Origin of the sequence: Winogradskyella sp., assembly GCF_016744625.1 — a bacterium.
Classification (GTDB): domain Bacteria; phylum Bacteroidota; class Bacteroidia; order Flavobacteriales; family Flavobacteriaceae; genus Winogradskyella.
Genome location: NZ_JADGDZ010000014.1, coordinates 1 through 25,544 on the forward strand (window position 1 = coordinate 1; position 25,544 = coordinate 25,544).

The 25,544-nt window shown below is 33.3% G+C and carries 23 protein-coding genes and 1 tRNA gene; all 24 read right to left on the minus strand.

Annotated features, from left to right (window positions below; all coding sequences use genetic code 11):
* Positions 1-20: 20 nt before the first annotated feature.
* The gene (locus tag QZZ53_RS05010; RefSeq protein ID WP_296382160.1) at positions 21-965 is read right to left on the minus strand and encodes a UDP-glucuronic acid decarboxylase family protein; all 945 of its coding nucleotides are present in this window, start codon (positions 963-965) and stop codon (positions 21-23) included.
* A 52-nt stretch (positions 966-1,017) separates the two neighbouring features.
* On the minus strand, positions 1,018-1,884 hold the full coding sequence (locus QZZ53_RS05015; protein WP_296382162.1) for a zinc-dependent peptidase: 867 nt from the start codon (positions 1,882-1,884) through the stop codon (positions 1,018-1,020).
* Between the two features lie 94 nt (positions 1,885-1,978).
* Positions 1,979-3,319 (minus strand): ATP-binding protein, encoded by a 1,341-nt coding sequence (locus QZZ53_RS05020; protein ID WP_296382165.1) that lies wholly within the window; start codon positions 3,317-3,319, stop codon positions 1,979-1,981.
* A gap of 45 nt (positions 3,320-3,364) precedes the next feature.
* Entirely contained in the window at positions 3,365-4,189 is an 825-nt protein-coding gene (locus QZZ53_RS05025; RefSeq protein WP_296382166.1) for a contractile injection system tape measure protein, read from the minus strand.
* 50 nt (positions 4,190-4,239) lie between these two features.
* Entirely contained in the window at positions 4,240-4,539 is a 300-nt protein-coding gene (locus QZZ53_RS05030) for a PAAR domain-containing protein (protein WP_296382168.1), read from the minus strand.
* Positions 4,540-4,545: 6 nt separating this feature from the next.
* On the minus strand, positions 4,546-6,333 hold the full coding sequence (vgrG, locus tag QZZ53_RS05035; protein ID WP_296382170.1) for a type VI secretion system tip protein VgrG: 1,788 nt from the start codon (positions 6,331-6,333) through the stop codon (positions 4,546-4,548).
* Positions 6,334-6,393: 60 nt separating this feature from the next.
* Positions 6,394-6,561 carry a DUF5908 family protein gene (locus tag QZZ53_RS05040; protein ID WP_296382172.1) on the minus strand — a complete coding sequence of 56 codons (168 nt, stop codon included), beginning with the start codon at positions 6,559-6,561 and terminating at the stop codon, positions 6,394-6,396.
* 1 nt (position 6,562) lies between these two features.
* A complete protein-coding gene (locus QZZ53_RS05045) occupies positions 6,563-7,009 on the minus strand; it encodes a phage tail protein (protein WP_296382174.1) in 447 nt (148 codons plus the stop codon).
* Positions 7,010-7,012: 3 nt separating this feature from the next.
* Positions 7,013-7,468 (minus strand): phage tail protein, encoded by a 456-nt coding sequence (locus tag QZZ53_RS05050; RefSeq protein ID WP_296382177.1) that lies wholly within the window; start codon positions 7,466-7,468, stop codon positions 7,013-7,015.
* Between the two features lie 30 nt (positions 7,469-7,498).
* On the minus strand, positions 7,499-9,091 hold the full coding sequence (locus QZZ53_RS05055) for a phage tail sheath C-terminal domain-containing protein (RefSeq protein WP_296382181.1): 1,593 nt from the start codon (positions 9,089-9,091) through the stop codon (positions 7,499-7,501).
* Positions 9,092-9,110: 19 nt separating this feature from the next.
* On the minus strand, positions 9,111-10,121 hold the full coding sequence (locus QZZ53_RS05060) for a hypothetical protein (RefSeq protein WP_296382183.1): 1,011 nt from the start codon (positions 10,119-10,121) through the stop codon (positions 9,111-9,113).
* 2 nt (positions 10,122-10,123) lie between these two features.
* A complete protein-coding gene (locus QZZ53_RS05065; RefSeq protein WP_296382185.1) occupies positions 10,124-10,708 on the minus strand; it encodes a DUF4255 domain-containing protein in 585 nt (194 codons plus the stop codon).
* Between the two features lie 330 nt (positions 10,709-11,038).
* Positions 11,039-11,112, minus strand: a tRNA-Arg gene (locus QZZ53_RS05070).
* A gap of 62 nt (positions 11,113-11,174) precedes the next feature.
* Complete coding sequence (locus QZZ53_RS05075) at positions 11,175-11,624, minus strand: GatB/YqeY domain-containing protein (RefSeq protein WP_296382187.1); 450 nt, start codon at positions 11,622-11,624, stop codon at positions 11,175-11,177.
* A gap of 163 nt (positions 11,625-11,787) precedes the next feature.
* A complete protein-coding gene (ftsZ, locus tag QZZ53_RS05080; protein ID WP_296382189.1) occupies positions 11,788-13,725 on the minus strand; it encodes a cell division protein FtsZ in 1,938 nt (645 codons plus the stop codon).
* 73 nt (positions 13,726-13,798) lie between these two features.
* Complete coding sequence (gene ftsA, locus QZZ53_RS05085) at positions 13,799-15,130, minus strand: cell division protein FtsA (protein WP_296382191.1); 1,332 nt, start codon at positions 15,128-15,130, stop codon at positions 13,799-13,801.
* Positions 15,131-15,133: 3 nt separating this feature from the next.
* Positions 15,134-15,853, minus strand: coding sequence for a cell division protein FtsQ/DivIB (locus tag QZZ53_RS05090; protein ID WP_296382192.1), 720 nt, complete (start codon positions 15,851-15,853; stop codon positions 15,134-15,136).
* Entirely contained in the window at positions 15,843-17,195 is a 1,353-nt protein-coding gene (murC, locus tag QZZ53_RS05095) for a UDP-N-acetylmuramate--L-alanine ligase (protein ID WP_296382194.1), read from the minus strand. The genes QZZ53_RS05090 and murC overlap by 11 nt, the downstream gene beginning before the upstream one ends.
* Positions 17,192-18,286, minus strand: coding sequence for an undecaprenyldiphospho-muramoylpentapeptide beta-N-acetylglucosaminyltransferase (murG, locus tag QZZ53_RS05100; protein ID WP_296382196.1), 1,095 nt, complete (start codon positions 18,284-18,286; stop codon positions 17,192-17,194). Before murG ends, murC begins: the two co-directional genes overlap by 4 nt.
* Complete coding sequence (locus QZZ53_RS05105; RefSeq protein ID WP_296382198.1) at positions 18,286-19,476, minus strand: FtsW/RodA/SpoVE family cell cycle protein; 1,191 nt, start codon at positions 19,474-19,476, stop codon at positions 18,286-18,288. Before QZZ53_RS05105 ends, murG begins: the two co-directional genes overlap by 1 nt.
* A 57-nt stretch (positions 19,477-19,533) precedes the next feature.
* Positions 19,534-20,865, minus strand: coding sequence for a UDP-N-acetylmuramoyl-L-alanine--D-glutamate ligase (murD, locus tag QZZ53_RS05110; protein WP_296382200.1), 1,332 nt, complete (start codon positions 20,863-20,865; stop codon positions 19,534-19,536).
* Positions 20,865-22,106: a phospho-N-acetylmuramoyl-pentapeptide-transferase gene (mraY, locus tag QZZ53_RS05115; RefSeq protein WP_296382202.1), complete on the minus strand. Its 1,242-nt coding sequence runs from the start codon at positions 22,104-22,106 to the stop codon at positions 20,865-20,867. Before mraY ends, murD begins: the two co-directional genes overlap by 1 nt.
* Entirely contained in the window at positions 22,107-23,570 is a 1,464-nt protein-coding gene (locus tag QZZ53_RS05120; RefSeq protein WP_296382204.1) for a UDP-N-acetylmuramoyl-L-alanyl-D-glutamate--2,6-diaminopimelate ligase, read from the minus strand.
* Complete coding sequence (locus QZZ53_RS05125; RefSeq protein WP_296382262.1) at positions 23,567-25,528, minus strand: penicillin-binding protein; 1,962 nt, start codon at positions 25,526-25,528, stop codon at positions 23,567-23,569. Before QZZ53_RS05125 ends, QZZ53_RS05120 begins: the two co-directional genes overlap by 4 nt.
* Positions 25,529-25,544: the final 16 nt, after the last annotated feature.

Sequence of the window (25,544 nt, forward strand, 5' to 3'; positions counted from 1 at the left end):
TAATACGTGTACATAAGACACTATTTTTCTTTAAGCAACTTATCAAAATAATTTATAGTATAACCAAGTCCCTCTCTAAGATTAACCTTTGGAGTCCAACCACCTAATTCTTTATTTGCCAAACTTATATCTGGCTGACGTTGCATTGGATCGTCTTGTGGCAATGGCAGAAATGTTATTTTTGATTTAGAATCTGTTAAGTCAATAACTTCTTTAGCTAGTTCTAACATTGTAAATTCTATTGGGTTTCCAATATTTACCGGACCAACAAACCCATCTCTGCTATTCATCATACGATGCGTACCTTCAACTAAATCATCAACATACTGAAAGCTTCTCGTTTGTGTACCTTTTCCAAAAATTGTTATAGGATCTCCTTTTAAAGCTTGAACAATAAAGTTTGACACTACACGACCATCTTGTGGATGCATCTTAGGTCCATAAGTATTAAAAATTCGAATAATCTTTATGTTGACTTGGTTTTGATTATGGTAATCCATAAATAATGTCTCAGCACAACGTTTGCCTTCATCATAACAAGATCGTAAACCGATTGGATTAACATTTCCCCAATAACTCTCAGTCTGAGGGTGTACAGTTGGGTCACCATAAACTTCACTTGTAGAAGCCTGTAATATCTTAGCTCCAACACGTTTAGCCAAGCCTAACATGTTAATAGCTCCCATTACAGATGTTTTCACAGTTTTAATAGGGTTGTATTGATAGTGAACCGGTGAAGCTGGGCAAGCTAAATTATATATTTCATCGACCTCTACCATATAAGGATTGGTAATATCATGACGTACTAACTCAAAATAATGATGATCCATTAAGTGCTCTATATTCCGCTTTGCTCCAGTAAAGTAATTATCTAAACAAATAACTTCATTTCCTTCCTTAAGTAAACGTTCGCACAAATGCGAGCCTACAAATCCGGCGCCACCTGTTATCAATATTCTTTTCATCTATTAATAAATTTTATTAATGCATAAAAATAAGACTATTATTTAATAGTCCTTAGTATCCTGCAAATTTAAAATTCAACATTTGCTTCATGAGTTTGTACAACTCAGGAAACTGAGATTTAAACTCTAAAGGAGTCTCAATAAAATTCTCAAGTAGTACAGCAAAAAATTCAAAATGATTAGTATAAGCATAAGCTCTAAAATATTTAGAGGCAATTAAATCTTTCCTTACTGCTTCATTATTTTGCAAGTAATTGGTTAATCCATCAAATCCATTACTAAATATTAAACTGCTCACATCATCATTAATAAAAGCATTTAAATGAATAGCATGTCCGAATTCATGAATTCCAAGATTAAGATTATCATCCCCTATTTTATAACCATGTTTAAAATCTTCCCATGAGAATACGATAGCTTTTAATTTTGGGTTTGTTTCACCCTTATGATATGTTTCATTGATTTGAGAATAATAGACTTTTGGGTAAATAATTATTGTTTCAACTATATTAAGGTGATAATTTCTAAAACCAAAAGTTAGCATCACTGAAGTTGACGCTATTAAAGTTTTCATTTCGTCAGTCGGAACAATACCTTCTCTACCAACAAACGATTTGGTCTTAATAAACGTTGCGACTCTATGCCGAAACACACTTTGTTCTACATTATTCAGCTTAGAATAAAACGAAAACTCATTTTTTAAAATATGAAACTGTTTTTCAGAAAGTTGATTTGAAAATAAAATAGCATTTAAGAAAAACGGAGTTTTAGACTTTATAACATACTGTCGCTCGAAAAAAATAAAAAGTCGACTTAAAATTATAACTACTAGACCAGTACATATTATGATTACAAAAACCAGTTTTAAAGTAGGATTCATTGCTGGTGCTTCAGTTTCTTGAAGGTAGATTAAGATCATGGCTAAATATAGAAAAGAAATTGAAAATCTGGTTCAAAAAAACTAGATTCAATTTTACGTTTTTTAGTTACTCAAGTATTTTAACCTCTCAAGTCTAATGTTTTGTTACTTTTTTTAATTCCCTTCTAATACCACTAATCAACTCCTCTTTTCTCACTATGTTGTCATTACGTTTTACAGCTGATAAAGCACAATATCGCAATACATTAATAATTGTCTCACCAGTTAGCTCATAATCGCTAGCTATTTTCTTAAGATCAACATCTTCCTCCAGATTACAAACTCCAGAAAAAGCATTGTTCCATAATTGATAGCGCTCATTTGAACTTGGCATTCTAAAATGTATCATAGATTGAAAACGTCTCGTAAAAGCTTCATCTATATTTGCTTTAAAGTTAGAAGCGAGTATTACAACACCTGAAAAACCCTCTATCCGCTGCAACAGATATGACGTTTGTTGATTAGCGTATCTGTCATTTGATGAATTTACAGCTGTTCGTTTTCCAAATAACGCATCGGCTTCATCAAAAAACAAGATCCAGCCTTTATGTTCTGCTATATCAAATACTTTAGCAAGATTTTTTTCTGTTTCCCTTATATATTTCGATACAATCATAGACAAATCTACTCTATAAACATCTCGGTTAGACACTTTACCTAAAAGTGTAGCTGTTAACATTTTACCGGTTCCTGGTGATCCATAAAAAAGTGCACGATATCCTGGCTTAATCATTTTACTCAAACCCCATTCTCCCATAAGAGTTTCATTATACGACAACCATAAGTTAATTTCTTCAATACCACGCATTGTAACTTCATTAAGAACTAGATCTTCCCAACTTAACTTGGTCGTTATTTTTTCTGCAGGAAAGTCCATTGTATACTCTATTTTTATTTCTTCACCTGTTAAAAAATAATGCAACCACGAAGAACTTATACTTAACATACCATTTAGATATGGAATATGAGATTCAGTATCAGATAACTGAAGTACTTGTTTTTTAATTAGCAATCCATATTTACCAATAACATTTTGTAATGCTTCTCTATATTCAGGATTGTTTGCGGTAATCAAAAATGCTAAAGTTTGTCCTGTTGGTAAAAACCCACTATGATTTTTATCGATAACACCTCCGAACTCTGTAAAACCTCTATCATATAATTGATTTTTTCCGAAGAATGCATCTAAAGCTTGAGGCATTAAATGAGGAGCTATAGCAAGTGCCAATGCTAAACGGTCAAATTCATTCAGGTTCCACTCTTTAACAGACTTAGCATATGCATTTTCTACATCTGTTAAATCTGGCATTGGAATATCCTGCCAATGCCTGTCGCTTCCTTCGTGTAAAAGATAACTACTAATGACTTGATTTATGACTTCATTAAGCCAACTAATTTCATCTGTTAATGTCGTTATTGCATATTTAGTTTTCATAGTTTGTTATTTGACAATCCTTTGCTTCATTAAGTGGCTAATATTTTAATAAGGCCAATTAACATGTATTGGCTTTTTCATCCAAGGAAATTTTATTATCGAAAATGCCCAAGGACACTGATTAATTAACATATCATAAGACTTTTTCTCAACTGTTAGTCTCCATTTATCATCCTCTTCTACTAATATACCATCTCTAATAAGCCAATTTCCTCTAAAGCCATCTATGGAACTACTACCCAGAGAAGACCAGTGAGTAATTATCGCCTGAAGCATTTCTGAAACAAGTTTTTCTTCTGACTCTAACATATCTATTCCATCTAGAACAGGATCCTTTGGATCTAAACCACAAAGTATTTTATTTAAGGATAGTTGTGTCTCGTCTGACTGACTATTTTTAGTTGCTACATATTGCAAATAACGTGTTGCCAATTGCTGATTTATAGTATTTGTAAATTGATTTTCATTTGTTAATTGTAACTGTTCAAAAAGAGCTTGAAAGTAGGGACTAATTAATACGAGTCCTGCATTATTAATGAATAAACTATCGGTCACCATTGCATCCATAGGTTTTGTTTTTTGACTATTCGTAGCTATTGAACGTAATATCTGCTTTGTCAATTCATCCTTGACTTTAATTGTTAAATCATTGTCTATCGATTCCATTGAAATAGAACCGATATCAATCTCAATTTTTTCTATATACCATGTCTCTCCTCCAGTATCTATTGTATCTAAAACCTCGCTCAATATTTGCGGCAAGTTTAATTGAGACCAAATACTGATACCTTCTTGAAATTTGGAAACCAAAGATTTCTCATTACAACTGGTATCCCATACGACTTTATAGACACAATGTTTCTCTTCCATAAATACTACTTAATCAAACGACTTAAAAATATATTCTAGGTTTTAAATTTTCATCCACCGATTAATACTGTAGGCGAACCCAAAACTATTTCACCACCATGAGCTGTTTGGTCTCCCATTCTGGCAGCTGGTTTACCACCAATCATTACAGTAGTCGAACCCATCACAATAGTATCTGGTGGACCAACACAAACAAGTTGATCTCCCACTGTCGCTGCAGGTAATTTATCTATCAATACGGTTGGTTCACCTGGTCCTATAATTGGTCCTCCTAAATGGGGAATAGGAACAACTGCTGGAGTCTCCATTGGGCATTCGTGAAAATCGGTTAATCTTGCTGCTGCTGGCATACGTCTTTAGTTTATCATTACCATTGCTCCTTTGAGCGTTAATTCCCCACCTCCTTGAACACTAGCGGAAGCACTTCCTTCTGCTGAAAATTGCACATCTGCAGATTGTTTAATATTCATTCCATTAATGTTCACATCACCTGCACTAGATTCAATAGCAACACCTTGATTACCTTTTATAGTTACACTCTGATCTGCTTCAATAGTAATATCTTTTGAACTCTTCATAACAATACCAGTATCTGACATAACGATACTATTACTGTTTTCATCTTTAATAGTTATGCGTTTCTCTTTATCATTAAATACAGCTGTATTTTTCCCTGGTGTTACTATTGTAAAAATCTTATTTTCATCATCGAAAGTGATTTGAATTCCAGATTTTGACACAATGGCTTTAGTCGTATTGTTTTCATTAGGATCTAGTCCTTCAAAAGGCTTCAATTTTGAATTGCTATAAAGACTTCCTAAAATTATAGGAAATCTTGGGTCTTCATTTAAAAATCCAACAATTACCTCATCACCAACTTCTGGCAAGAAAAAGGCGCCTGCATTATTAGATGCATAAAAACTACCATGCCTTGCCCACAATCCCTCTCCTGTTGTATCAAACAATGGAATATCTACTAAAATACGATATTGACTATCTGGATCTTCATAGCTCTTTTTTACAGTAGCTGTAAATAATCCGTTAACGCCAGGTAAAAGACCTGACGCAGGTGGCGCGATAACATCTGATGTTTCTGTAAACCATTTTGAAGACAACCCGAATTCTATTAGAGTAAGCCAATTACCAGCAGACATCGTATGCGTTACACCAGAAACAAAATGATTACCATTAAAGCGCTTTCCTAATCCATTTAAGGTTATAAATTGTCCTGGATAAACTTTACCAGTGCCTTGGCATGTAACTTCACCACAAAATTTTGAAAGTTCACTTTTTAGGATTTGTGCTTTGCTCCAACCTCTAAGGTTTTCTTCATTAAGTGATGCAGCGGTTTGCAATGTATAATCCTTAAGATCAACAACTCCAGAAAGTTTTTTTGAAGATAGATTACCTGCTCCTGTGTACTCGGTTGTGGCAGAACCAGATACTATATTCTGTGATTTATAATCCCATGAGTTTGCATTTACGTTAGCTAACTGATTAGTAGAATTTAGATTTCCATTAAACTGAATAACATCTTCTCCGTAAGTTAGACTTAACACAGAAGTCTTATCGTCTAAAGGATTTATAATAGCTATTTTGCCATTATTATTTGTAATTAATAATCCATTAGCTTCAGAACGCGACAAAATAAAGTCCCAATCAGTGGCATAATATTGCACCATTTGCGGCCATATATCTGTTGTTGCTTTAACACTTTTGTTTATTTTAGAATAACTACCTAGAATAGAATTGATAATCTCACTATCTTTTTTTTGAGAGAAGGTTGAACTTTTTCTACCAATAGTTGTTTTAATGGCCTCATCTCTACAAAGAATTTCTAGCATAGAGCCTTCACCTGGGTTTATACTTATGTTTTGACTGATGATAATACCTTTAAAAACTTCTTTATTATTTGAGTCATAACCTGCGTCTATCGAAATTTCGTTTCCAGGGACAAAAGTATCTGATGAACTTACTTCAAAGTCACTTTTACTCGCGTCACCATCCAATATCTCTATACAAGCTGAAGAAATTCTATTAGTAGCAAAAGTCACTTCAAAAGACTTTATTTGAGTAGTGTCAGAAATAGCTTTTCCATTTACCTTAACTGTGAATGTCGTTAATGAACTAAGAGGTGTTTTCATATATGTTAATGTATTATAATTGATTTATTTGAATAAAGACATGCATATTAATCTTTAATATTACCTTCTATATTTCTTTTGAATTTCTTTCTTAATTATTTTTCGACATTCCTCCATAATTTGATTTCTCATTTGATTTAAGTCTTCATGATTAACTATTTTTGAATCCTCATTATTTTGACTTTCTAATTCTGTTTTAATAACTACTTCTCTAATTTCTACTGGCATATTATACTATTTTAAAATAATCATAAGTTAATTCTAATGTTTCAATGAGAATTTCATTATCTGCTGTGTTTAAAGGTGAAATCTCCCATTTTACTGGCCAAGTATTTACAAAACTCCAATTCTTTACAGCAAGTCCATCTTCATTGAGTAAACTCAATAAAACCGTTTGTGTAACTATAGCTGTAGACAGATCCCCTGTCAAAGTAGATTCACACCATACTGAAAGCGGAGAATCGAAAGATGTAATCCCTCTTTTAAGTACAAGGTTTTGATATTTTGCACCAGAAGGAACACGGTGTTTAAACCGATTTTCTCCACCTTCTGCAATTTCTTCCATTTCCATTTCTAAAGAGAGGCCAGATACTTCTTTAAATGAAGTATCTATGTGCCCTGATACTAATGGGAAAGACAATCTAAAATGAAAACCTACAAAAGGATAATTACTCATATTTTAACCATTAGCTATTGTTAATCCTTCATGTACTAATTCTAGTGTTTCTACCGCGACTTCGTTTCCATCACTCTTCATATCTGTTCCAGTAATTTTAGTTGGCCATGCATTTGTTAATGTCCATGTCATTGTTGGAGCTCCAGTTTCGTCTAACAATTTAATAACAACTGTTTCTCTTTTAATAGTATTCATTTTTATTGCATCATACCATTTCCAGAAATTATTGTCGTTGACAAAGATTCCTTTTCTCAAGGTTACATTACCGAATTTTGCAATACCAGGCATTTTTATTGTACTAAATGTTTTGCTATCTCCATGTCTATATTCTATTACTTCTGTTTCAGTATCTAAACCCGATACTTCTTGAAAAGAAACTGTATTATCTTGCGACCCTATGCTTACCGAAAAATAGAATTTTGGTAAGGGCCATACTGCATCTTGCGCTTCTCCTGCCATAATTTTTATATTTTAGATTTCATTTTTTTATTATGCTTTTTGCATTTCTTGTTGAAAGTTGATTTCAATAAATTCTGCAGGATGAGATACTGCTACTTTTACTGAAACATTCATTTTACCCTCATGAATATCCTCTGGTGTCATTGTACTTCCTAAACCCACTGAAACAGAAAATGCATCAGTAGGTTTGGGTCCAACTAATCCTCCTTGATTCCATAAACCAACAAGAAAATTACTAATCATGCTCTTTACTGAAACCCAAGTGCTAGAATCATTCGGAGCGAAAACATATGCTCTTGCAGCTTCTTTTATAGATTGCTCAATATAAATTAATGTCCTTCTTACATTTATATATCTCCAATCATTAGAATTTCCATCAAGTGTTCTGGCTCCCCAAACTAAGACACCTCTACCTGTAAAAGATCTTATAGCGCATATTGATTTACCGTCTAATGGCACATTTAAATCTTCTTGAGCTCTCGTATCGATTTTAATTGATGGAGAAATAACACCTTGAATACCTACATTAGCAGGTGCGACCCATACACCTTCGTTGTTATCTACACTATTATAAATACCTGCCATTGCAGAACTAGGAGGTATTAAATTAATTTTTTCTAATAAATGATCTAACATTATTTTATACGATTTACTTAAATTTTTAAGTACTGAATCTGCATTATCTTTAATTGATTCTTCTACTGTATTATTTACATTGAATAAAGCTTCAATATTCGGTTTTATGGGATTATCTGAAAGGGAATCATCATTAGAATTAATAACTTCAGGAAACTCTTTATTGAGCATCGTTATAACGGTATCATAACTTTTTTCTGAAATATTTAAATATGACACATCAGACAGTTGATTTACTGAGGTATTTAACCAAGGGTAATATGCCACAGCATAACTATTAAACTTAGCTAATTTAGGTTCTACATTATTTCTAAACCCTTCAACACTCGTTTCACCAACAATAGGCTCATTATAACCACCAGGAATGTCTAATATAGCAACTCTATTCGCTAATTTGCCACAATGATTAATCATTTCACTTTGTAACTTATAGCTTAATGCATATTTAGTTTTTAAGTCTGTCCCTAGGGTATTAATTAATTCTACAGCATCAGGAATTACTATAATAGTTGGTTCCGCCTCCTTTTCTAGAACCGTTAGAGCATTTTCAAAAGGCGTGGTAGAATTTAAACTCTGTAATGTGTAATCATAGCTACCAGTAGAAACTATATAACACGATCCACCTCCGTTTTCATAGAAAAAACGAATAGCACTAAATAAGCGATAATTTACCGTAGCATTTGTAATAGCAAAATCTATTCCATTCGCTGAGAAATCTTTATCTGGCTTTACAGCGTTCTCAGGTACATCTGATATATTTATAACCTCAAACTGAACCTGTGGTGGATGGCTTCCAAATATTGATCTGAACTCAGCAAAAGAGTCTACTCTCACTGGTTGATTTACTAGGTTTTTACCATTATAACTGATATTATCTGTATATCCTATAAATGCTGGAATAGCAGTTGGAACCGGAACAATGGCATTTCCAAAAGCATCTAATTCTTGAATATATACTCCTGGTGTTTTCATTGTAGTTACTGACATTCTTTTTATTCTTTAAAAATTACACATAAACTATAGTTTGAGAATATTTTACATTCTCATTCCCATGTTTCTTAATCATTATCTGAGATGGTTCAGGTGTAGGCATTTTTATATCTAACTCCAATAAATCATCCGAAAATTCGTTTAGATACCGCATCGTTAGTAATGGACTTTCTCTTGCTCTTTGATAAATTTTTTCAACTTTTGTCGAAGTGAATATATAAGCTTCTTCATTGCCAATATTTTCATTTTTAGGGCCCAAATATTGCTTACCGTTGCTATCTTCAATATTTAAGCTATCAACTGTTATTTTTTTATCTTTAGAAACTACAATTGCATATTGCCAATAGGCTGATTCTGCAATAAAGTTAACTTTGAATAATGGCCTGTTTTTAGTTCTTAAAAACTCTAAAATAGATTCCATCTTTAAATGTAAAATACCATAACAATTATTCTTAATTCTTTCAGAAGTACCTATGAATGTCTTTAATAATTCTCCATCAATCCATAGCTCATAAACACCTGTTTCAAAAACACTTATATTAACAGAAAGACTTACTTGATTATTTTGAGACATTTGATTAAAAATAACTTCCCCTTTACTATTCTTTATGACCACATTAACCTGAGTTCCTTCTCTGATATTTACTTGAAAAAATAAAGGTTGAACAGTCAAATAGGTATCAATTGACAGATCTTGTTCATCATCTACTACTAAAGCGTTTGTGAGGTAAAGCAAATTACTTTCTTCATTATTTGAAGGTGTATCCGTGTAGCTGTTAAAATTTAAATCTGTATTAACTAATTGAAAATAAAGATCATCAACCATCTGAAGTTCTTCCCAACTGTTAGTTGATAACTGACTACCTACATATCCACTATACTGGTTTTCCTTTTTATTTATTAGAATATTATGATTTTTCATTACCGTTTGTGTAAATTTCATTGGTAATAATTCAAAAACGGAACATATTTCCTTATCAAAGTATTCATGCAATATTTTTAATACAAACCAGTTCTGAAAATCCATAACTATTGTTTTTTAGCATTTCCATCTAAGCCTTTTATTGCTGGTGTTCTTTCTTTAATTCCCCTTTCTTGTATTCCTACCATACGCACTTTATAAACAATAGATGGAACATAATTGGCACCAATACCGTTCCAGATATGATTTAACTCAGTTACTGGTACATTATATATTTCCATTGTAAGCTTTTCTATAGGTGCCTCCATGCTAGGATACTTTTCTCTTGTAAAATATGAAGTCGAATTAAACAAACTTATTATTGATGAGAGTATTTTAGAAGCCTCAATATAATTCTCAGAACTGTAATTAGCCGAGACAAGTAAGTATAAATTGAGAACCATAGGTTGCGCTATTTTAATCATGCTATTCCCATCTCTAGTAATATGATTTACTTGTGCTTTTACTGTAGACTCTCGCTCAATATTGATAATTGAAATGACAATTTTATTATCTATATCAGAATTTAAACCTCCTCTAATACTAACAAGACTACTAGCAACTACAACTTCTGTATCCTGACTAAAGCCATACAGCATGGTCATTTCCTGATTTAAGTAACTTGTTAAAAATGTAAGTGTCTTAGAGATCATTTTCTATTATTTTTATTTATTAATTATGTTTTGATAATGCTAAGCAGAATTCTTAAAAACAAATTTTGAAGGTAAATATTTCACTTAATTATAAACGCGAAAAGTCAGGACAGTATATTTTAATATGCTATCTAACTATTAAATCATTTAATTCGTTTTGCCAACAGAATTAAACACACTAGTAATAAGGGGGAAATTAAATGTACAAAATTATTTATAACTCTAACTTTTAATTACTTAAAAAATGAGTATTAGGATTGGATTTGAAAAACTTAAAATAAAAATCCCACAGCACCTATACTGTGGGATAATGAATTTAATTTATGTTAGTGACCTCGAGAGGATTCGAACCTCCAACCCTCAGAGCCGAAATCTGATATTCTATCCAGTTGAACTACGAGGCCATTTATCATGAGACCTTTCGACTACGCTCAAGGTGACATTAATTTAAATTTTAAAATTTAGCTTAAGACAACTTAGCTTTAACTATAGACGAAATTGTTTTTCCATCTGCCTGTCCAGCCAACTCTTTAGAAACTATTCCCATAACTTTACCCATATCTTTCATACCTTCTGCTCCAACTTGATCTATAGTCATTACTACAACCTTTTCAATCTCTTCTTCGCTTAGAGCTTCTGGTAAAAACTGACTAATTACTTCTGCTTGACCAATCTCTGGTAATGCTAGATCTTTACGATCTTGTTCTAAGAATATAGCAGCACTATCCTTACGTTGCTTCACCATTTTAGATAAGATTTTTATCTCTTCTTCTTCTGTAAGTTCTTCTTTAAAACCTGATGCAGTTTGGGCTAATAATATTTCTGACTTTACTGCTCTTAATGCTGCCAACGCTAATTGATCTTTTGCTTTCATTGCTGCTTTCATAGCAGTCATTACATCATCTTGTAAACTCATAATTATCTTAATTTATTGAAATACGAAGATACTAAAAAGTTTGCCATAGGTCATTGAAAGTAACTGAGGAAAACACAAAGTTATTGTTACAAAAAACCCAAAAAGTTGGAGATGCTTTTTGGGCTATGACTTCAGTGAGTTAACACAAAACTTAAATTTGCTATTAATCTACGTTATCGTGTAAAAACGAATTATTGCTTCGTAATTGTACATCGTCGTTATCATCTGTACCAACAGATAGTCGCGAAGCGCTGGTTTCAGAAGAATGCTGAGCATCCTCTAAATTAACACCTTGTCTTTTGTAAGCAGGTTCTTTTTCGATTTCATCTATTTTGGCATTATTAAATTTATAGTTGAAATCTTTCATTTTTCTTCTACGCTCATCTGCGCGTGCTATTAGCAATTCTGAAATTGGACTATTCATTGGGTCAATCTCTTCCGGAATAGCTTGTTCAATTTCTTCAACTGGTAGTACTTTCTTCTCAAAGACTATTTCTTCTTTGACCTCAGTCGCCTCTGTTTTTGTATTTATCGAAGATTCAAAAGTTTCAAAATCATCAAGCGCATATCGCTTCTCACCGTCTTCATTAACTTCAGTAACTGAAATAATCTCAATAGGTTCATTAACATCCATATCCTTAACCTCTTCATCTAAACTAAAGAACATTTTTTCTTCTTGAGACTCTGGTTCTTCAACTTGTTCAGGCTCTTTATTAGATAATGGTAAATCAAAAGTTAATGTGATTTGCTCCTCTTGCTCAACTTCAATTGTTTCAGCTTTGTTTTCTATAGGTGTAATAACAAATTCTTCTGGTTGTACTTCAACCTGGGACTTAGTATCTAATACTTCATCATAAACGACATTCATATTACGTAAAAGCTCTGTAGTTGGAATCAAATCCATACTAGAACTAGTTTCAAGTTTTGCTTCAATTTCAACCTCATCTTCATCAACTAACGTATGACGCACAATTGGAGTTTCCTTTACTTCTTCTAATACAATATCTGGTGTAATAATTGCTGGTTCTCTTTCTTGTGTACTAATCTCTTCTTCAGTTGTTTCACCTAAAGCATGAATCACTTTCTTAGTTTCTGTATTAGAAATTTCATTCTGCTGATCGATATCAAATCCTGTAGCAATAATGGTTACTGCAATGGATTCTTGTAACGATTCATCTTCACCAACACCCATAATTATGTTAGCACCATGACCTGCTTCATTTTGTATATGATCGTTAATCTCACCTATTTCATCAATAGTAATCTCTTGCGAACCAGAAACGATAAGCAATAGTACGTTCTTAGCTCCTGTAATTTTATTATCGTTTAACAATGGTGAATCTAAAGCTTTCATAATAGCTTCTTGTGCTCTAGTCTGACCCGAAGCTTCTGCTGATCCCATTATCGCTGTTCCACTATTACTTAACACCGTTTTTGCATCACGTAAATCAATGTTTTGTGTATAGTGATGTGTTATTACTTCTGCAATACCTCTCGAAGCTGTAGATAGAACTTCATCTGCTTTAGAAAAACCTGCTTTAAAGCCAAGGTTGCCATAAACTTCACGTAACTTATTATTATTTATAACAACTAAAGAATCTACATGCTGACGCAGTTTTTCAATACCACGTTGTGCTTGTTCGTTACGCATTTTACCTTCAAACTGAAAAGGCATAGTAACAATACCAACTGTAAGAATATCTAGTTCCTTGGACATTTTTGCAATGACTGGTGCTGCACCAGTACCTGTACCACCACCCATTCCTGCGGTAATAAATACCATTTTAGTATTGGTGTCTAACATTCTACGGATATCTTCTAAACTCTCTACAGCTGCTTGTTCACCAACATCTGGATTTGCACCTGCGCCTAACCCTTCGGTTAAAGCGACACCCAACTGAATTTTGTTAGGAACACCACTATTTTGAAGCGCCTGAGCATCGGTGTTACAAATCACAAAATCCACACCTTTGATACCTTGTTGAAACATGTGATTAATGGCATTGCTACCACCTCCTCCAACACCTATAACTTTTATAACGTTAGATTGATGTTTAGGTAAATCAAATGAGATATTTCCAAATTCGTTGCTATTACTCATATTAATTGTGATTAAGGGATTTTATATATTTTAAATTTTTTCTTTTTATTCTATGACCAAATCGAGATTTGTCCTACTCTGCGTTATCTAAAAATTCTTTAACACGCTCTGTCAACTTGTCTAAAAATGAACGACGTTCTGCTTTTGGTTCTTCTACGACCACTTCATTTTCAGCATCCATTGATTGCTCTGCTTCTAAAACCGTATCTAATTCTTCTTCAACTTCTTCTGCTCTCTTACGATCTTGACGCTTTAAGCCATCCATTACTAATCCAACTGCTGTCGCAAATAATGGACTTGCAATATCTTCATCACTATCACCAGCTAAATGCTCATTAGGATAACCGATTCTTGTATCCATACCAGTGATATATTCTACCAACTGTTTTAAATGCTTTAATTGACTTCCACCACCTGTTAAAACAATGCCTGCAATAAGTTTTTTCTTTTGCTCTTCGTGACCGTAATTCTTTATTTCTACATACACTTGTTCAACAATCTCAACAACTCTAGCATGGATTATTTTAGACAAGTTTTTTAGTGTGATCTCTTTAGGTTCTCTACCTCTTAATCCAGGAATAGAAACAATTTCATTATCCTTGTTTTCGCCTGGCCAAGCAGAACCGAATTTCATTTTTAAAAGTTCCGCTTGCTTTTCGATGATAGAGCAACCTTCTTTTATATCTTCAGTAATGACGTTTCCACCAAATGGAATAACAGCTGTATGTCTTATAATACCATCCTTAAAAACTGCTAAATCTGTTGTTCCACCACCTATATCAATTAAAGCTACTCCTGCTTCTTTCTCCTCTCTGCTCAATACTGCATTTGCAGAAGCCAAAGGCTCTAGCGTAATACCTTCAAGTTGCAAACCAGAACTCTTTACACATCGTCCAATATTTCTAATGGATGATACTTGACCAACTACGACATGAAAATTAGCTTCAAGTCTTCCACCATACATACCAATAGGTTCTTTAATTTCAGCTTGACCATCGACTTTAAATTCTTGAGGTAATACATGAATAATCTCTTCACCAGGAAGCATTACCAATTTATGTACTTGGTTAATTAAACGATCTATATCATTTTCATCAATTACCAATTCAGAATTATCTCTTGTGATGTAATCGCTATGTTGTAAACTACGTATATGCTGACCTGCAATACCTACAGTAACTTCTTCAATTCTTTCCGAAGCTGCTGCTTCTGCTTCTTGCACAGCCTGCTGAATAGACTGAATCGTTTGAGTAATATTATTTACCACACCACGATGCACTCCCATACTTTTGGATTTACCCACACCAAGAATTTCAACTTTACCGTACTCGTTCTTGCGACCAATCATGGCCACAATTTTTGTGGTTCCTATATCTAAACCTACCGAAATGTTATGATTTTCCATAGTTTACTTTTTGGTGCATATCACTTGTTTATCAAATTTTAGATTAACCACTTTATAGCTGTCTAAAATTTTATCTTTCATCGCTTTTTGATAAAAGACTTTGAAATTATTTATTTTCTTTTCGAGATTATTTAACGTTCCTAAATGAACTGTAAAATCACTCTTTCTAATTTTAAAATCAATGGTTGCATTGTCATTTTGACGAATCTCAATAACATGCTTTCTTAAGAATTCATCTTCATCAACAGTCTTTGCAAATTGAAAAACTGTTTCGAGCTTATTTTTCTTAATATTTCCAGTAACGAGCGGAACTCTTGCAGAATAATTCGAAGACAAAGGCATAAAAGAACCTTCATCATCGATATAATATGATGCATTTGTATTGACTCTTGCAATAGGTCGTTTTTGTTCGATTTCTGCGGAAAGCTCACCGTTTATTGACATAAACACTTCTGCTTTCTTTATCATTGGATTAGAATTCAGGGCAGTTTCTAATTCATTCAAATCTATAATATCTTTAGGTTGCTCCGTAACTGGTCTTTGATTTTGTATTAACAATTTACTAACAGTCGCATCTGTAATAAATAACTTGTTTTCTCCCAAGAATTTTATGTTAGATTCTGCAACTTTTCTCGCCTCATTTCTTTGATTTGAAAACGCAAACAAACCACCGACAATAATCAGTAATCCTATGATTTTTATATAGTTATAGTTAATTCGCAATACTAAACGCTTCTTTTATATATTTTACCTCTTCCCCAATATCACCAGCTCCAATAGTTAACACCACTTCTGCATCGGATTTTTCAATTTCAGTTATCAATTCTGATCTTTGAATTAACTTTTTATTTGAATTTTCAATTTTATTTAGTAGCCATTTAGAAGTCACTCCTTCTATTGGTAATTCTCTAGCAGGATAAATATCTAACAGTAATAATTCATCGAATTGTGAAAGGCTCTCTGCAAAACCATCTACAAAATCTCTTGTTCTCGTAAACAAGTGTGGTTGAAAAACTGCCAATACCTTTTTGTTAGGATACATTTCTCTAACAGCTTGATGTACCGCATTAATTTCCTCAGGATGATGCGCATAATCATCTATAAACACAAAATCATCCGTTTTAATTTGATAGGTAAATCTGCGCTTTACACCTTTATAAGATGCTAAACCCTTAGCGAGCTGATGGTGAGGGAGTCCGTATTCTACAGACATCGCCAAGGCTATTATTGCATTCGACAGATTGTGTCTACCAGGTAGGTTAAATTTGAAATCTTTATATAATCCGTTAGGTGTTTGTACATCGAACACATAACTGCCATTTTCTATTTTTACATTTTGTGCACTATAGTCAGAATCGTCTTCAATGCCATAAGTAATTCCATCTAGTGGCAAACCATTTCTCACAAATAGTTTCCCACTAGGTTTAATACATTCTGAAAAATCTTTGAAAGTTTTCACCAATTCATCAGCATCTCCATAAATATCTAAATGATCTGCATCCATTGAAGTTATGCAAGCAAAATCTGGTGATAAGGTTAGGAATGAACGATCAAATTCATCGGCTTCCACAACGGTTACTTCTGTTCCGTTTAGAATTAAATTGGAATTATAATTTTCGCTGATTCCACCTAAAAATGCGGTCATAGGAACGTTGCATTCGTTAAGCAAATGCCCGAGAATACTAGTCGTCGTCGTTTTACCATGAGTTCCTGCTACTGCAAGACAAGTCGTTTGCCTTGTAACTTCACCTAAAACAGCAGAACGCTTTAAAACTTGAAAATCATTACTTATGAAGTATGATAATTCAGAATGACTTTTCGGAATCGCAGGTGTGTAAACAATTAAAGTTGATTCAGAATTTAAATACTTTGAATCGATTTCAGAAACAGTATCATTAAAGTGGATTGTAACACCTATCTCTTGCAAAGCCTTAGTTATCTCTGTTGGTGTTTTATCATAACCCGCAACTTGCTTACCATTAGCCACAAAATAACGCGCCAAAGCACTCATACCAATACCTCCAATACCAATAAAATAGACGTTATGTATAGTGTTTAAATTCATTTAACTAATAATTTTTCAACTTCATCTACAATGTCATTTGTAGCGTTAACAAGTGCCAGAGCTTCAATATTTTTACTTAAACCTGTTCTTTTCTCTTCGTTTGATATTAAATCTGAAAATTGATTCTGAAAGCCTGATTCTAAATCTTTCTCTCTAATTAGAATTGCTGCATTTTTATCTGCAACTGCTTTTGCATTTTTAGTTTGATGATCCTCTGCTACGTTTGGCGAAGGAATGAATATCACAGGTTTACCAACAATACACAACTCTGATACTGAAATTGCACCAGCTCTAGAAATAATAACATCTGCTGCTGCATAAGCCATATCCATTTCATTTAAAAACGCATGGACTTGTACATTTTTCAACTTATTATATTTCTTATACTCATTATAATAAAGCTTACCACATTGCCAAATAAGCTGTACATTTTGACCTTGAAAAAAGTCAATATTAGTTTCGATTAATTGATTAATTCGTCTCGCTCCTAAACTTCCACCTAAAACCAGAAGTGTATGTTTACTATGAATTAAGGTAAAAGCATCCTTCCCTTCAATATGTTTACTTTTTACTTCTAATAAATCCTTACGGATTGGGTTGCCTGTTAATCTAATTTTTTCTTTTGGAAAGAATTTCTCTAAACCGTCATAAGCCACACAAATGGTATTAACTTTTTTACTCAGAAGTTTATTTGTAATTCCTGGATAAGAATTTTGTTCTTGAATAAGACTTGGTATCTTCCTTGACGTCGCCATTTGCAAAAGTGGCCCACTTGCAAATCCACCAGTACCAATTACTACATCTGGCTTAAACGTTTTAATGATTTTTTTAGACCTCAAAAGACTAGTCAATAACTTGAATGGAAACATTAAATTCTTTAAGGTCAATTTTCTTTGAATTCCTGAAATCCATAAGCCTTCAATCTTATAACCTGCTTGTGGCACTTTATCCATTTCCATTCTATCCGAAGCGCCAACAAACAAAAACTCGGCATCAGGATATCGCGACTTTAATTCGTCTGCAATAGCAACTGCAGGATATATATGCCCTCCTGTTCCTCCGCCTGATAATATAAATTTATAGTTGCTCATTAAATGGTTTCACTTAAAATATCTAATGGATTATCTGAATCGCTATCTTCATTATCTTTTAATTCTTCTCTTCTTGCACTGACGCTAAGAATTATTCCTATCGCTAAACAGGTCATCCAAATAGATGTTCCTCCACTACTAATTAGTGGCAAGGTTTGACCAGTCACAGGAAATAATTCTACAGCTACAGCCATATTGATTAGTGCTTGAAATACAATTGGCAAACCAACTCCCAATACTAATAATTTACCAAAAATGGTATCTGATTTTTGAGATACAATCACAATTCTGAATAATAACCAAGAATATAAAATCAATAAAAACACTCCTCCTAGTAATCCATATTCTTCTATAATAATCGCGAATATGAAATCTGATGACGATTGTGGTAAAAAATTCTTTTGCACACTTTTTCCTGGACCTAAACCCTTAACACCTCCTGAAGCTATTGCAATTTTAGCTTTTTCAATCTGGTAATCTGCTTCTGTATCTTCTCCATTAGAAAAGTTATTAATACGACTCATCCATGTATCCACACGATTAGGCATTGCTTCTGGAAAAGCTTTAGCAACAAGAACAAACAGCGTTAAAGCCATTATTCCTGTACCAATGATTACTAATAGATATTTTATTGGATAACCACCAATGAAAGCTAGCATCATAATCATAGTAAAAACAATAGCTGTAGTAGAGAAATTTGCAGGTAAAATAAGTACCAATATTAAAAATACTGGTGCCCAAAGTGGTAAGATGGTTTCTTTAAAAGAAATGGTTTTATCCTTTGTTTTTGACAGGTATCTTGCTACATAAACCATCAATACAACAGCAGCTAATGTTGAAGTCTGAAAAGACATATTTACTATTGGAATCTGAATCCAACGACTGGCATTTGCTCCATCTATAGTAGTACCTTGAAGCATGGTTACTAACAACAATACAAATACAATCGGAACCATAATCATGGATAAACCTCTAAAATATTTATATGGCACTTTATGAATACCATACATAATGGCAAACCCTAAAAATAGATGCATAAAATGTTTTACAAAAAATGAGAATGTATTACTAGAACCAACAGCGAGATTACTAGCAGCACTATAAACAGGTAAAAAGGAAAATATAGCCAATAGCGTAGCTATTGCCCATATAGCACGATCTCCTTTTATTTGTGTAAACACGTTTTGCATTCTTAACCTAATAACTTTTTATAGATGAGTCCCTAATTCATCTTTATATAATCTATACTATAAATTACGTACAGCATTTTTAAATTGACGTCCGCGATCTTCATAATTCTCGAATAAATCGAAACTTGCGCAAGCAGGCGACAATAATACATTCTCACCAGCATCTGCTACTTTGTATGCAATCTTTACTGCCTCACTCATGTACTGTGTTTCAATAATAACATCAACCATATTTCCAAAGGCTTCGAATAATTTCTCATTATCAACACCTAAGCAAATTATTGCCTTAACTTTTTCATTTATAAAAGGAAATAACTCTTTATAATCATTACCTTTATCTACTCCACCTACTATCCAAACCGTTGGTGCATCCATACTTTCTAAAGCAAAATACGTTGCATTAACATTGGTAGCCTTAGAATCATTGATATACTGAACTTTGTTGATTTTAAGCACGTGTTCTAGACGATGCTCAACTCCTTGAAAATTTTCTAAGCTCTCACGAATAGTCTGCTTTCTAATTTTGAGCAAATGAGCCACAGTAGAGGCTGCCATTGCATTCTTAATGTTGTGCTTACCTTCTAATGTTATATTTTCTGTTGGCATAATTATTTGATTATTATCTATTGTTATTATTATCTTATTATTGTCTAAATAGGCACCTTGTTCTATGACTTTAGTCAATGAAAAAGGCAATCCTTTTGATTGAATCGAATGGTTTTTCAAGCATTCTTCAATTACTTCATCATCACCATCGTAGATGAAATAATCGTCAGCCGTTTGATTTTCTACAACTCTAAATTTTGAAGCAATATAATTTTCAAACTTATAGTCATAGCGATCTAAATGATCTGGCGTGATGTTGGTTAAAATCGCAACCTTTGGTTTAAAATCATGAATATCATCTAACTGAAAACTACTGACCTCAAGCACGTAGTTATCGTGATTTTTTTCAAGAATTTGTTTCGCAAAACTATCTCCGATATTACCAGCTAAACCAACATCTAATTCTTGCTTTAGCAAATGATGGGTTAACGTTGCAGTAGTCGTTTTACCATTACTACCAGTTATAGCCACTAAAGTTGCTTCAGTATATACTGAAGCAAATTCAATTTCTGAAACCACTTTAATTCCCATTTCGCGAATTTGTTTTACCAAAGCCACTTTATCTGGAATACCAGGACTTTTCATAATGATATCTGCATTCAGAATTTTTGATTCTGTATGTTGTTCATCTTCAAATTCAATCTTATTATTTAAAAGAACGTCTTTATACTTTTCTTTAATCTTTCCCTTATCGGAAACAAATACGTCGTATCCCTTTTCTTTTCCTAAAAGCGCAGTTCCTACTCCACTTTCTCCACCTCCAAGAATGACTAATCGTTTCATTATCTAATCTTCAATGTCACAATAGAAATGATGGCTAGTAAAATGCCAACAATCCAAAAGCGTGTTACAATCTTACTTTCGTGATATCCAGATTTCTGATAGTGATGATGCAAAGGAGACATTTTAAAAATTCGTCGTCCTTCACCAAACTTTTTCCTAGTGTATTTGAAATAGCTAACCTGCAACATCACAGATAGATTTTCCGCTAAAAAAACACCGCATAAAATTGGTATCAACCATTCCTTTCTAACTGCAATTGCTATCACTGCTATAATTCCGCCAATGGTTAAACTCCCTGTATCACCCATAAACACTTGTGCTGGATACGCGTTATACCATAAAAAACCTACTAACGCACCAACAAATGCAGCAATATATATTGTAATTTCCTCTACATGAGGTATATACATAATGTCTAGATATTGTGAGAAAATGATATTACCAGAGACCCAAGCAAAGATGCCTAATGTCAGTACTACAATTGCCGAAGTTCCTGCAGCCAAACCATCTATTCCGTCTGTAAGATTTGCGCCATTAGAAACCGCTGTGACTATAATTATTGTTACAAGAATAAAAATGATCCAAGCATACTTCTCTAAATTTGGGCTAATCCATGTAATTAAATCTGAATAATCAAACTCATTATTTTTCACAAAAGGAATCGTAGTCTTAGTAGACTTCTTTGCTATATCAAACAGTTGTGCTTCAGGTAAATTTGGGTTTTCAGCTAACAAAATTTTTTGTTCTTGAAGTGGCAACTCTTCTTTTATCGTTACGTCATTATGAAAATACAACGTAGCACCAACAATGATTCCTAATCCAACTTGACCAAGTACTTTGAATTTTCCTTTTAAGCCTTCTTTATCATTTTTGAATTTTTTAATATAGTCATCAATAAATCCGATAACTCCCATCCAAAGTGTTGTGATAATAAGAAGTATGATATAAATGTTTTCGAGCTTAGCTAATAGTAAAACTGGAATTAGCGTGGCTAGAATAATGATGATTCCACCCATAGTTGGCGTACCAGCTTTCTCAACTTGACCTTCTAATCCTAAATCACGAATCGTTTCTCCAACTTGCTGTTTTTGTAAAAACCTGATGATCCTTTTACCAAAAATGGTAGAAATTAACAATGACAAAATGATTGCTACAGCAGCTCTAAAGGTTAAAAAACCAAAAAGAGATGCTCCAGGCAATTGGAATTGTTGTTCTAAATATTCAAATAAATAATACAGCATCTACTTTTGTAATTGTTTTAAAAATTCTTGTACAGTTTTATAATCATCAAAATCAAAACGTTCTCCTTTAATCTCTTGATAGTTTTCATGTCCTTTTCCTGCAATTAGAATAATATCTTTTGCATCTGCCATTTGACAAGCCGTTTTAATTGCTTGTTTTCTATCTGTTATCGATAAGGTCTTTTTGAAATTTTGAGGTTCAACCCCTTTTTCCATATCCTCGATTATAGTTTCTGGCACTTCGCTACGAGGATTATCACTAGTAAAAATCACTTTAGTACTTAAAGCAGAAGCGATATGAGCCATTTTAGGGCGCTTCATTTTATCTCTATCTCCACCACAACCAACAACTGTAATGAGTTCTTCATTCTTAGTCCTTATACTATTAATGGTTTCTAACACATTTTTTAATGCATCTGGTGTATGTGCATAATCAACAATAGCAGTGATTTTTTCATCTGAAATGAAATATTGAAAACGTCCCGAAACGTTTTCGAGTTCACTAATTAATCTTAAGATTTCATCTTTTTCTAAGCCTAACAATTCAGCCGTTCCATAGATTGCCAAAATGTTGTATGCGTTAAAACTCCCAATTAATCGCGTCCATAATTCATTATCATTCAACTTTAGCAGCAAACCACTAAATTCATTTTCTAGAATCTGAGCTCTATAATCAGCATAGTTTTTTAAAGCATAGGTGTACTTTTTGGCTTGTGTATTTTGAAACATCACCAAACCATTTTTGTCATCCATATTAGACAATGCAAAAGCATCTTTTGGTAATTGATCAAAAAACACTTTTTTAACATCTCTATATTCTGCAAACGTGTCGTGGTAATCTAAATGATCATGAGACAAGTTTGTAAAAATTCCTCCTGTGAATTTTAAACCTTCTGTTCTGCTTTGATGAATACCATGTGAACTCACCTCCATAAAACAGAACTCAACTCCCTCAGCATTCATTTGCTTTAAATACCTATTGATAGTTAATGAATCTGGTGTTGTATGTGTCGCTTTATAGGTCTTATTATCAACCATTATCTTAACTGTAGACAACAAGCCAACCTTATATCCTGCTTTTTTAAAAAGCTGATACAACAAACTTGTTACAGTTGTTTTTCCATTAGTTCCAGTAACTCCGACAAGTCTTAAATTCTCGGAAGGATGCTCATAATAATTAGCAGCCATATAAGCCAAAGCCTGATTAGAATTAGCAACTTCTATATAGGTAATACCATCTTCAAGAACCTCTGGAAGCACTTCACAAACTATTGCGGTTGCTCCATCTTCTATAACTTTTTCTATGTATTTATGACCATCTGTAATGCTTCCAGAAATTGCTACAAAAACGTCGTTGGTTTTAATTTGACGCGAATCGAATTCAATTTTATTTACAGCAATACTTGTGCTACCAACCACAGCATTAATTGTAACCTTATACAATATGTCTTTTAAGATCATCATGAAGCCTCTAAGACAATTGTTTGGTTAGGTTGTAATTTCTGATGCTTATCTACAGATTGCTTTTTTATAGTACCATTTCCATTTAATTTTACTTTTACATTAACCTGAAGATTCTCAAGTAAAGCAATAGCATCCATTGCTGGCATACCAACAACACTTGGCATTAATTCTTTGTATTTACGAGCATTCTCGTAATAACTTTCAAAATCTTGATCCACTAAATTGTTATTAAAGTCGAGTGTCTTAACCTCATCAATAATTGGTGTATCTGTGTATATTTTTTGAGCAATACGTTTAAACACAGGACCAGTAACATCAGCGCCATAATAACCAACTTTTGTACTTGGCTTATGAATAACTACTATACAAGAATATTTAGGGTTTTCAGCAGGAAAATACCCAGCAAAAGAAGAAATATATTTCCTATCTTTATTCCATTCTTCTCTATTAGCATAATCAGTTCTAGCAGTTCCTGTTTTTCCTGCCATAGAAAATGTTTCAGAATACATTTTTTTTCCGGTACCTCGAACTACAATATTCTTTAAGATATCTCTGATTTGAGCTAAAGTTTTATCTGAACATATTTCATCTACCAGTACTTCTTTTTCGAAAACTTCAATATCCTTATCGAAGGATTTCACAGATTTAATGAAGCGTGGCTTTATCAACTCACCATCATTCGCAATAGCATTATAAAAAGCCAAAGTTTGCAATGGCGTTATAGTAAGATTGTAACCATAAGCCATTGATGGCAATGCATTTTTACTCCAATTAGATTTACCAGGCTCTGGAATATCTGGCATACCCTCGCCTACTATTGGAATATCTAATGAATCATTTAGCTTCCATCTCTTAATGTGATCAATAAATTTTTTAGGGTTTTTAGAATAATGGTCATCGACTATAGTAGCCAAACCAATATTGGAAGACACTTCTAAAGTTCGCGCAGCTGAAATTTTACCATAACCGCCATGGTGCGAATCACTAATCGTTCGCCCATAGAAATATTTAATTCCATTCTTAGTATCAATGACAGTTGATGTATCAATCACTTTATCTTCTAAAGCAGCCATCATTGCCATAACCTTAAAAGTAGAACCTGGCTCATGAGATTCGTAAACTGCATAATTTCGCTTTTCGTAATACGTCCCTTTTGAAGTTTTTGCTAAGTTGGCAATAGCTTTAACTTCCCCAGTTTTTACATCCATTACCACCACACAACCATGTTCAGCTTCATATTTTTCGAGCTGCCCTAAAAGTGAATGATGCGCTATATCTTGAATATTAACATCAATTGTAGTGTAAACATCATAACCATCTTTTGGCTCTACTTGATCGAAATCCGCAATAGGTTTCCATTGTCCATTACCAATTTTCTGCTTTAATCGTTTACCCTTAACGCCTCTTAAATAATCCTCACCAAACGCACCATCAATACCTGCACGCGTCACTGTACCATCTTCATCAAAACGCTCATAACCTATGGACCTAGAAGCTATTTCTCCCATAGGATGCTCTCGTCTTGTTGTTTGCTCAACAATAAGCCCACCTTTAATCGCGCCAAGATTCAATAATGGAAAATTACGCACTCGGATATAATCTGAATAGCTAATATTTCTAGCTAATAAAAAATATCTATTTTTATTTTTACGCGCCTTTCTAATTACGTTTTTGTAATATGAAGCTGACTTCCCTCTGTAAACCGAAAGTGAATCTGCCAAAGCTCCAATGTAATCCTCAAAAACACTATTCTTTGCCTGAATAGCATCTATTCTGATGTCATATTTAGGAATAGAAGTAGCTAAAAGACTACCATCTGCAGAATATACATTACCACGATTTGGTTCAATCTCAAAATCTTTAACTGTTCTTTTTTCTGCAAGTTCCCTGTATTGATCTCCTTGAATAAATTGAATGCTACACAACTTAAAGACCACAGCCAAGGCAAAGACAAACATGCAGCCTGCCACGAAG

Bases quoted from the DNA above. Each gene is read 5' to 3' on its own strand.
- murD (WP_296382200.1), bottom strand. From the start codon at position 20,865: ATGAAACGATTAGTCATTCTTGGAGGTGGAGAAAGTGGAGTAGGAACT.
- vgrG (WP_296382170.1), bottom strand. From the start codon at position 6,333: ATGAAAACACCTCTTAGTTCATTAACGACATTCACAGTTAAGGTAAAT.
- QZZ53_RS05030 (WP_296382168.1), bottom strand. From the start codon at position 4,539: ATGCCAGCAGCAGCAAGATTAACCGATTTTCACGAATGCCCAATGGAG.
- murG (WP_296382196.1), bottom strand. From the start codon at position 18,286: ATGAGCAACTATAAATTTATATTATCAGGCGGAGGAACAGGAGGGCAT.
- QZZ53_RS05075 (WP_296382187.1), bottom strand. From the start codon at position 11,624: ATGAGTTTACAAGATGATGTAATGACTGCTATGAAAGCAGCAATGAAA.
- QZZ53_RS05065 (WP_296382185.1), bottom strand. From the start codon at position 10,708: ATGATCTCTAAGACACTTACATTTTTAACAAGTTACTTAAATCAGGAA.
- QZZ53_RS05010 (WP_296382160.1), bottom strand. From the start codon at position 965: ATGAAAAGAATATTGATAACAGGTGGCGCCGGATTTGTAGGCTCGCAT.
- ftsA (WP_296382191.1), bottom strand. From the start codon at position 15,130: ATGGAAAATCATAACATTTCGGTAGGTTTAGATATAGGAACCACAAAA.
- murC (WP_296382194.1), bottom strand. From the start codon at position 17,195: ATGAATTTAAACACTATACATAACGTCTATTTTATTGGTATTGGAGGT.
- QZZ53_RS05045 (WP_296382174.1), bottom strand. From the start codon at position 7,009: ATGAGTAATTATCCTTTTGTAGGTTTTCATTTTAGATTGTCTTTCCCA.
- QZZ53_RS05120 (WP_296382204.1), bottom strand. From the start codon at position 23,570: ATGATGATCTTAAAAGACATATTGTATAAGGTTACAATTAATGCTGTG.
- QZZ53_RS05050 (WP_296382177.1), bottom strand. From the start codon at position 7,468: ATGGCAGGAGAAGCGCAAGATGCAGTATGGCCCTTACCAAAATTCTAT.
- QZZ53_RS05040 (WP_296382172.1), bottom strand. From the start codon at position 6,561: ATGCCAGTAGAAATTAGAGAAGTAGTTATTAAAACAGAATTAGAAAGT.
- QZZ53_RS05055 (WP_296382181.1), bottom strand. From the start codon at position 9,091: ATGTCAGTAACTACAATGAAAACACCAGGAGTATATATTCAAGAATTA.
- QZZ53_RS05105 (WP_296382198.1), bottom strand. From the start codon at position 19,476: ATGCAAAACGTGTTTACACAAATAAAAGGAGATCGTGCTATATGGGCA.
- ftsZ (WP_296382189.1), bottom strand. From the start codon at position 13,725: ATGAGTAATAGCAACGAATTTGGAAATATCTCATTTGATTTACCTAAA.
- QZZ53_RS05125 (WP_296382262.1), bottom strand. From the start codon at position 25,528: ATGTTTGTCTTTGCCTTGGCTGTGGTCTTTAAGTTGTGTAGCATTCAA.
- QZZ53_RS05060 (WP_296382183.1), bottom strand. From the start codon at position 10,121: ATGGATTTTCAGAACTGGTTTGTATTAAAAATATTGCATGAATACTTT.
- mraY (WP_296382202.1), bottom strand. From the start codon at position 22,106: ATGCTGTATTATTTATTTGAATATTTAGAACAACAATTCCAATTGCCT.
- QZZ53_RS05020 (WP_296382165.1), bottom strand. From the start codon at position 3,319: ATGAAAACTAAATATGCAATAACGACATTAACAGATGAAATTAGTTGG.
- QZZ53_RS05025 (WP_296382166.1), bottom strand. From the start codon at position 4,189: ATGGAAGAGAAACATTGTGTCTATAAAGTCGTATGGGATACCAGTTGT.
- QZZ53_RS05015 (WP_296382162.1), bottom strand. From the start codon at position 1,884: ATGATCTTAATCTACCTTCAAGAAACTGAAGCACCAGCAATGAATCCT.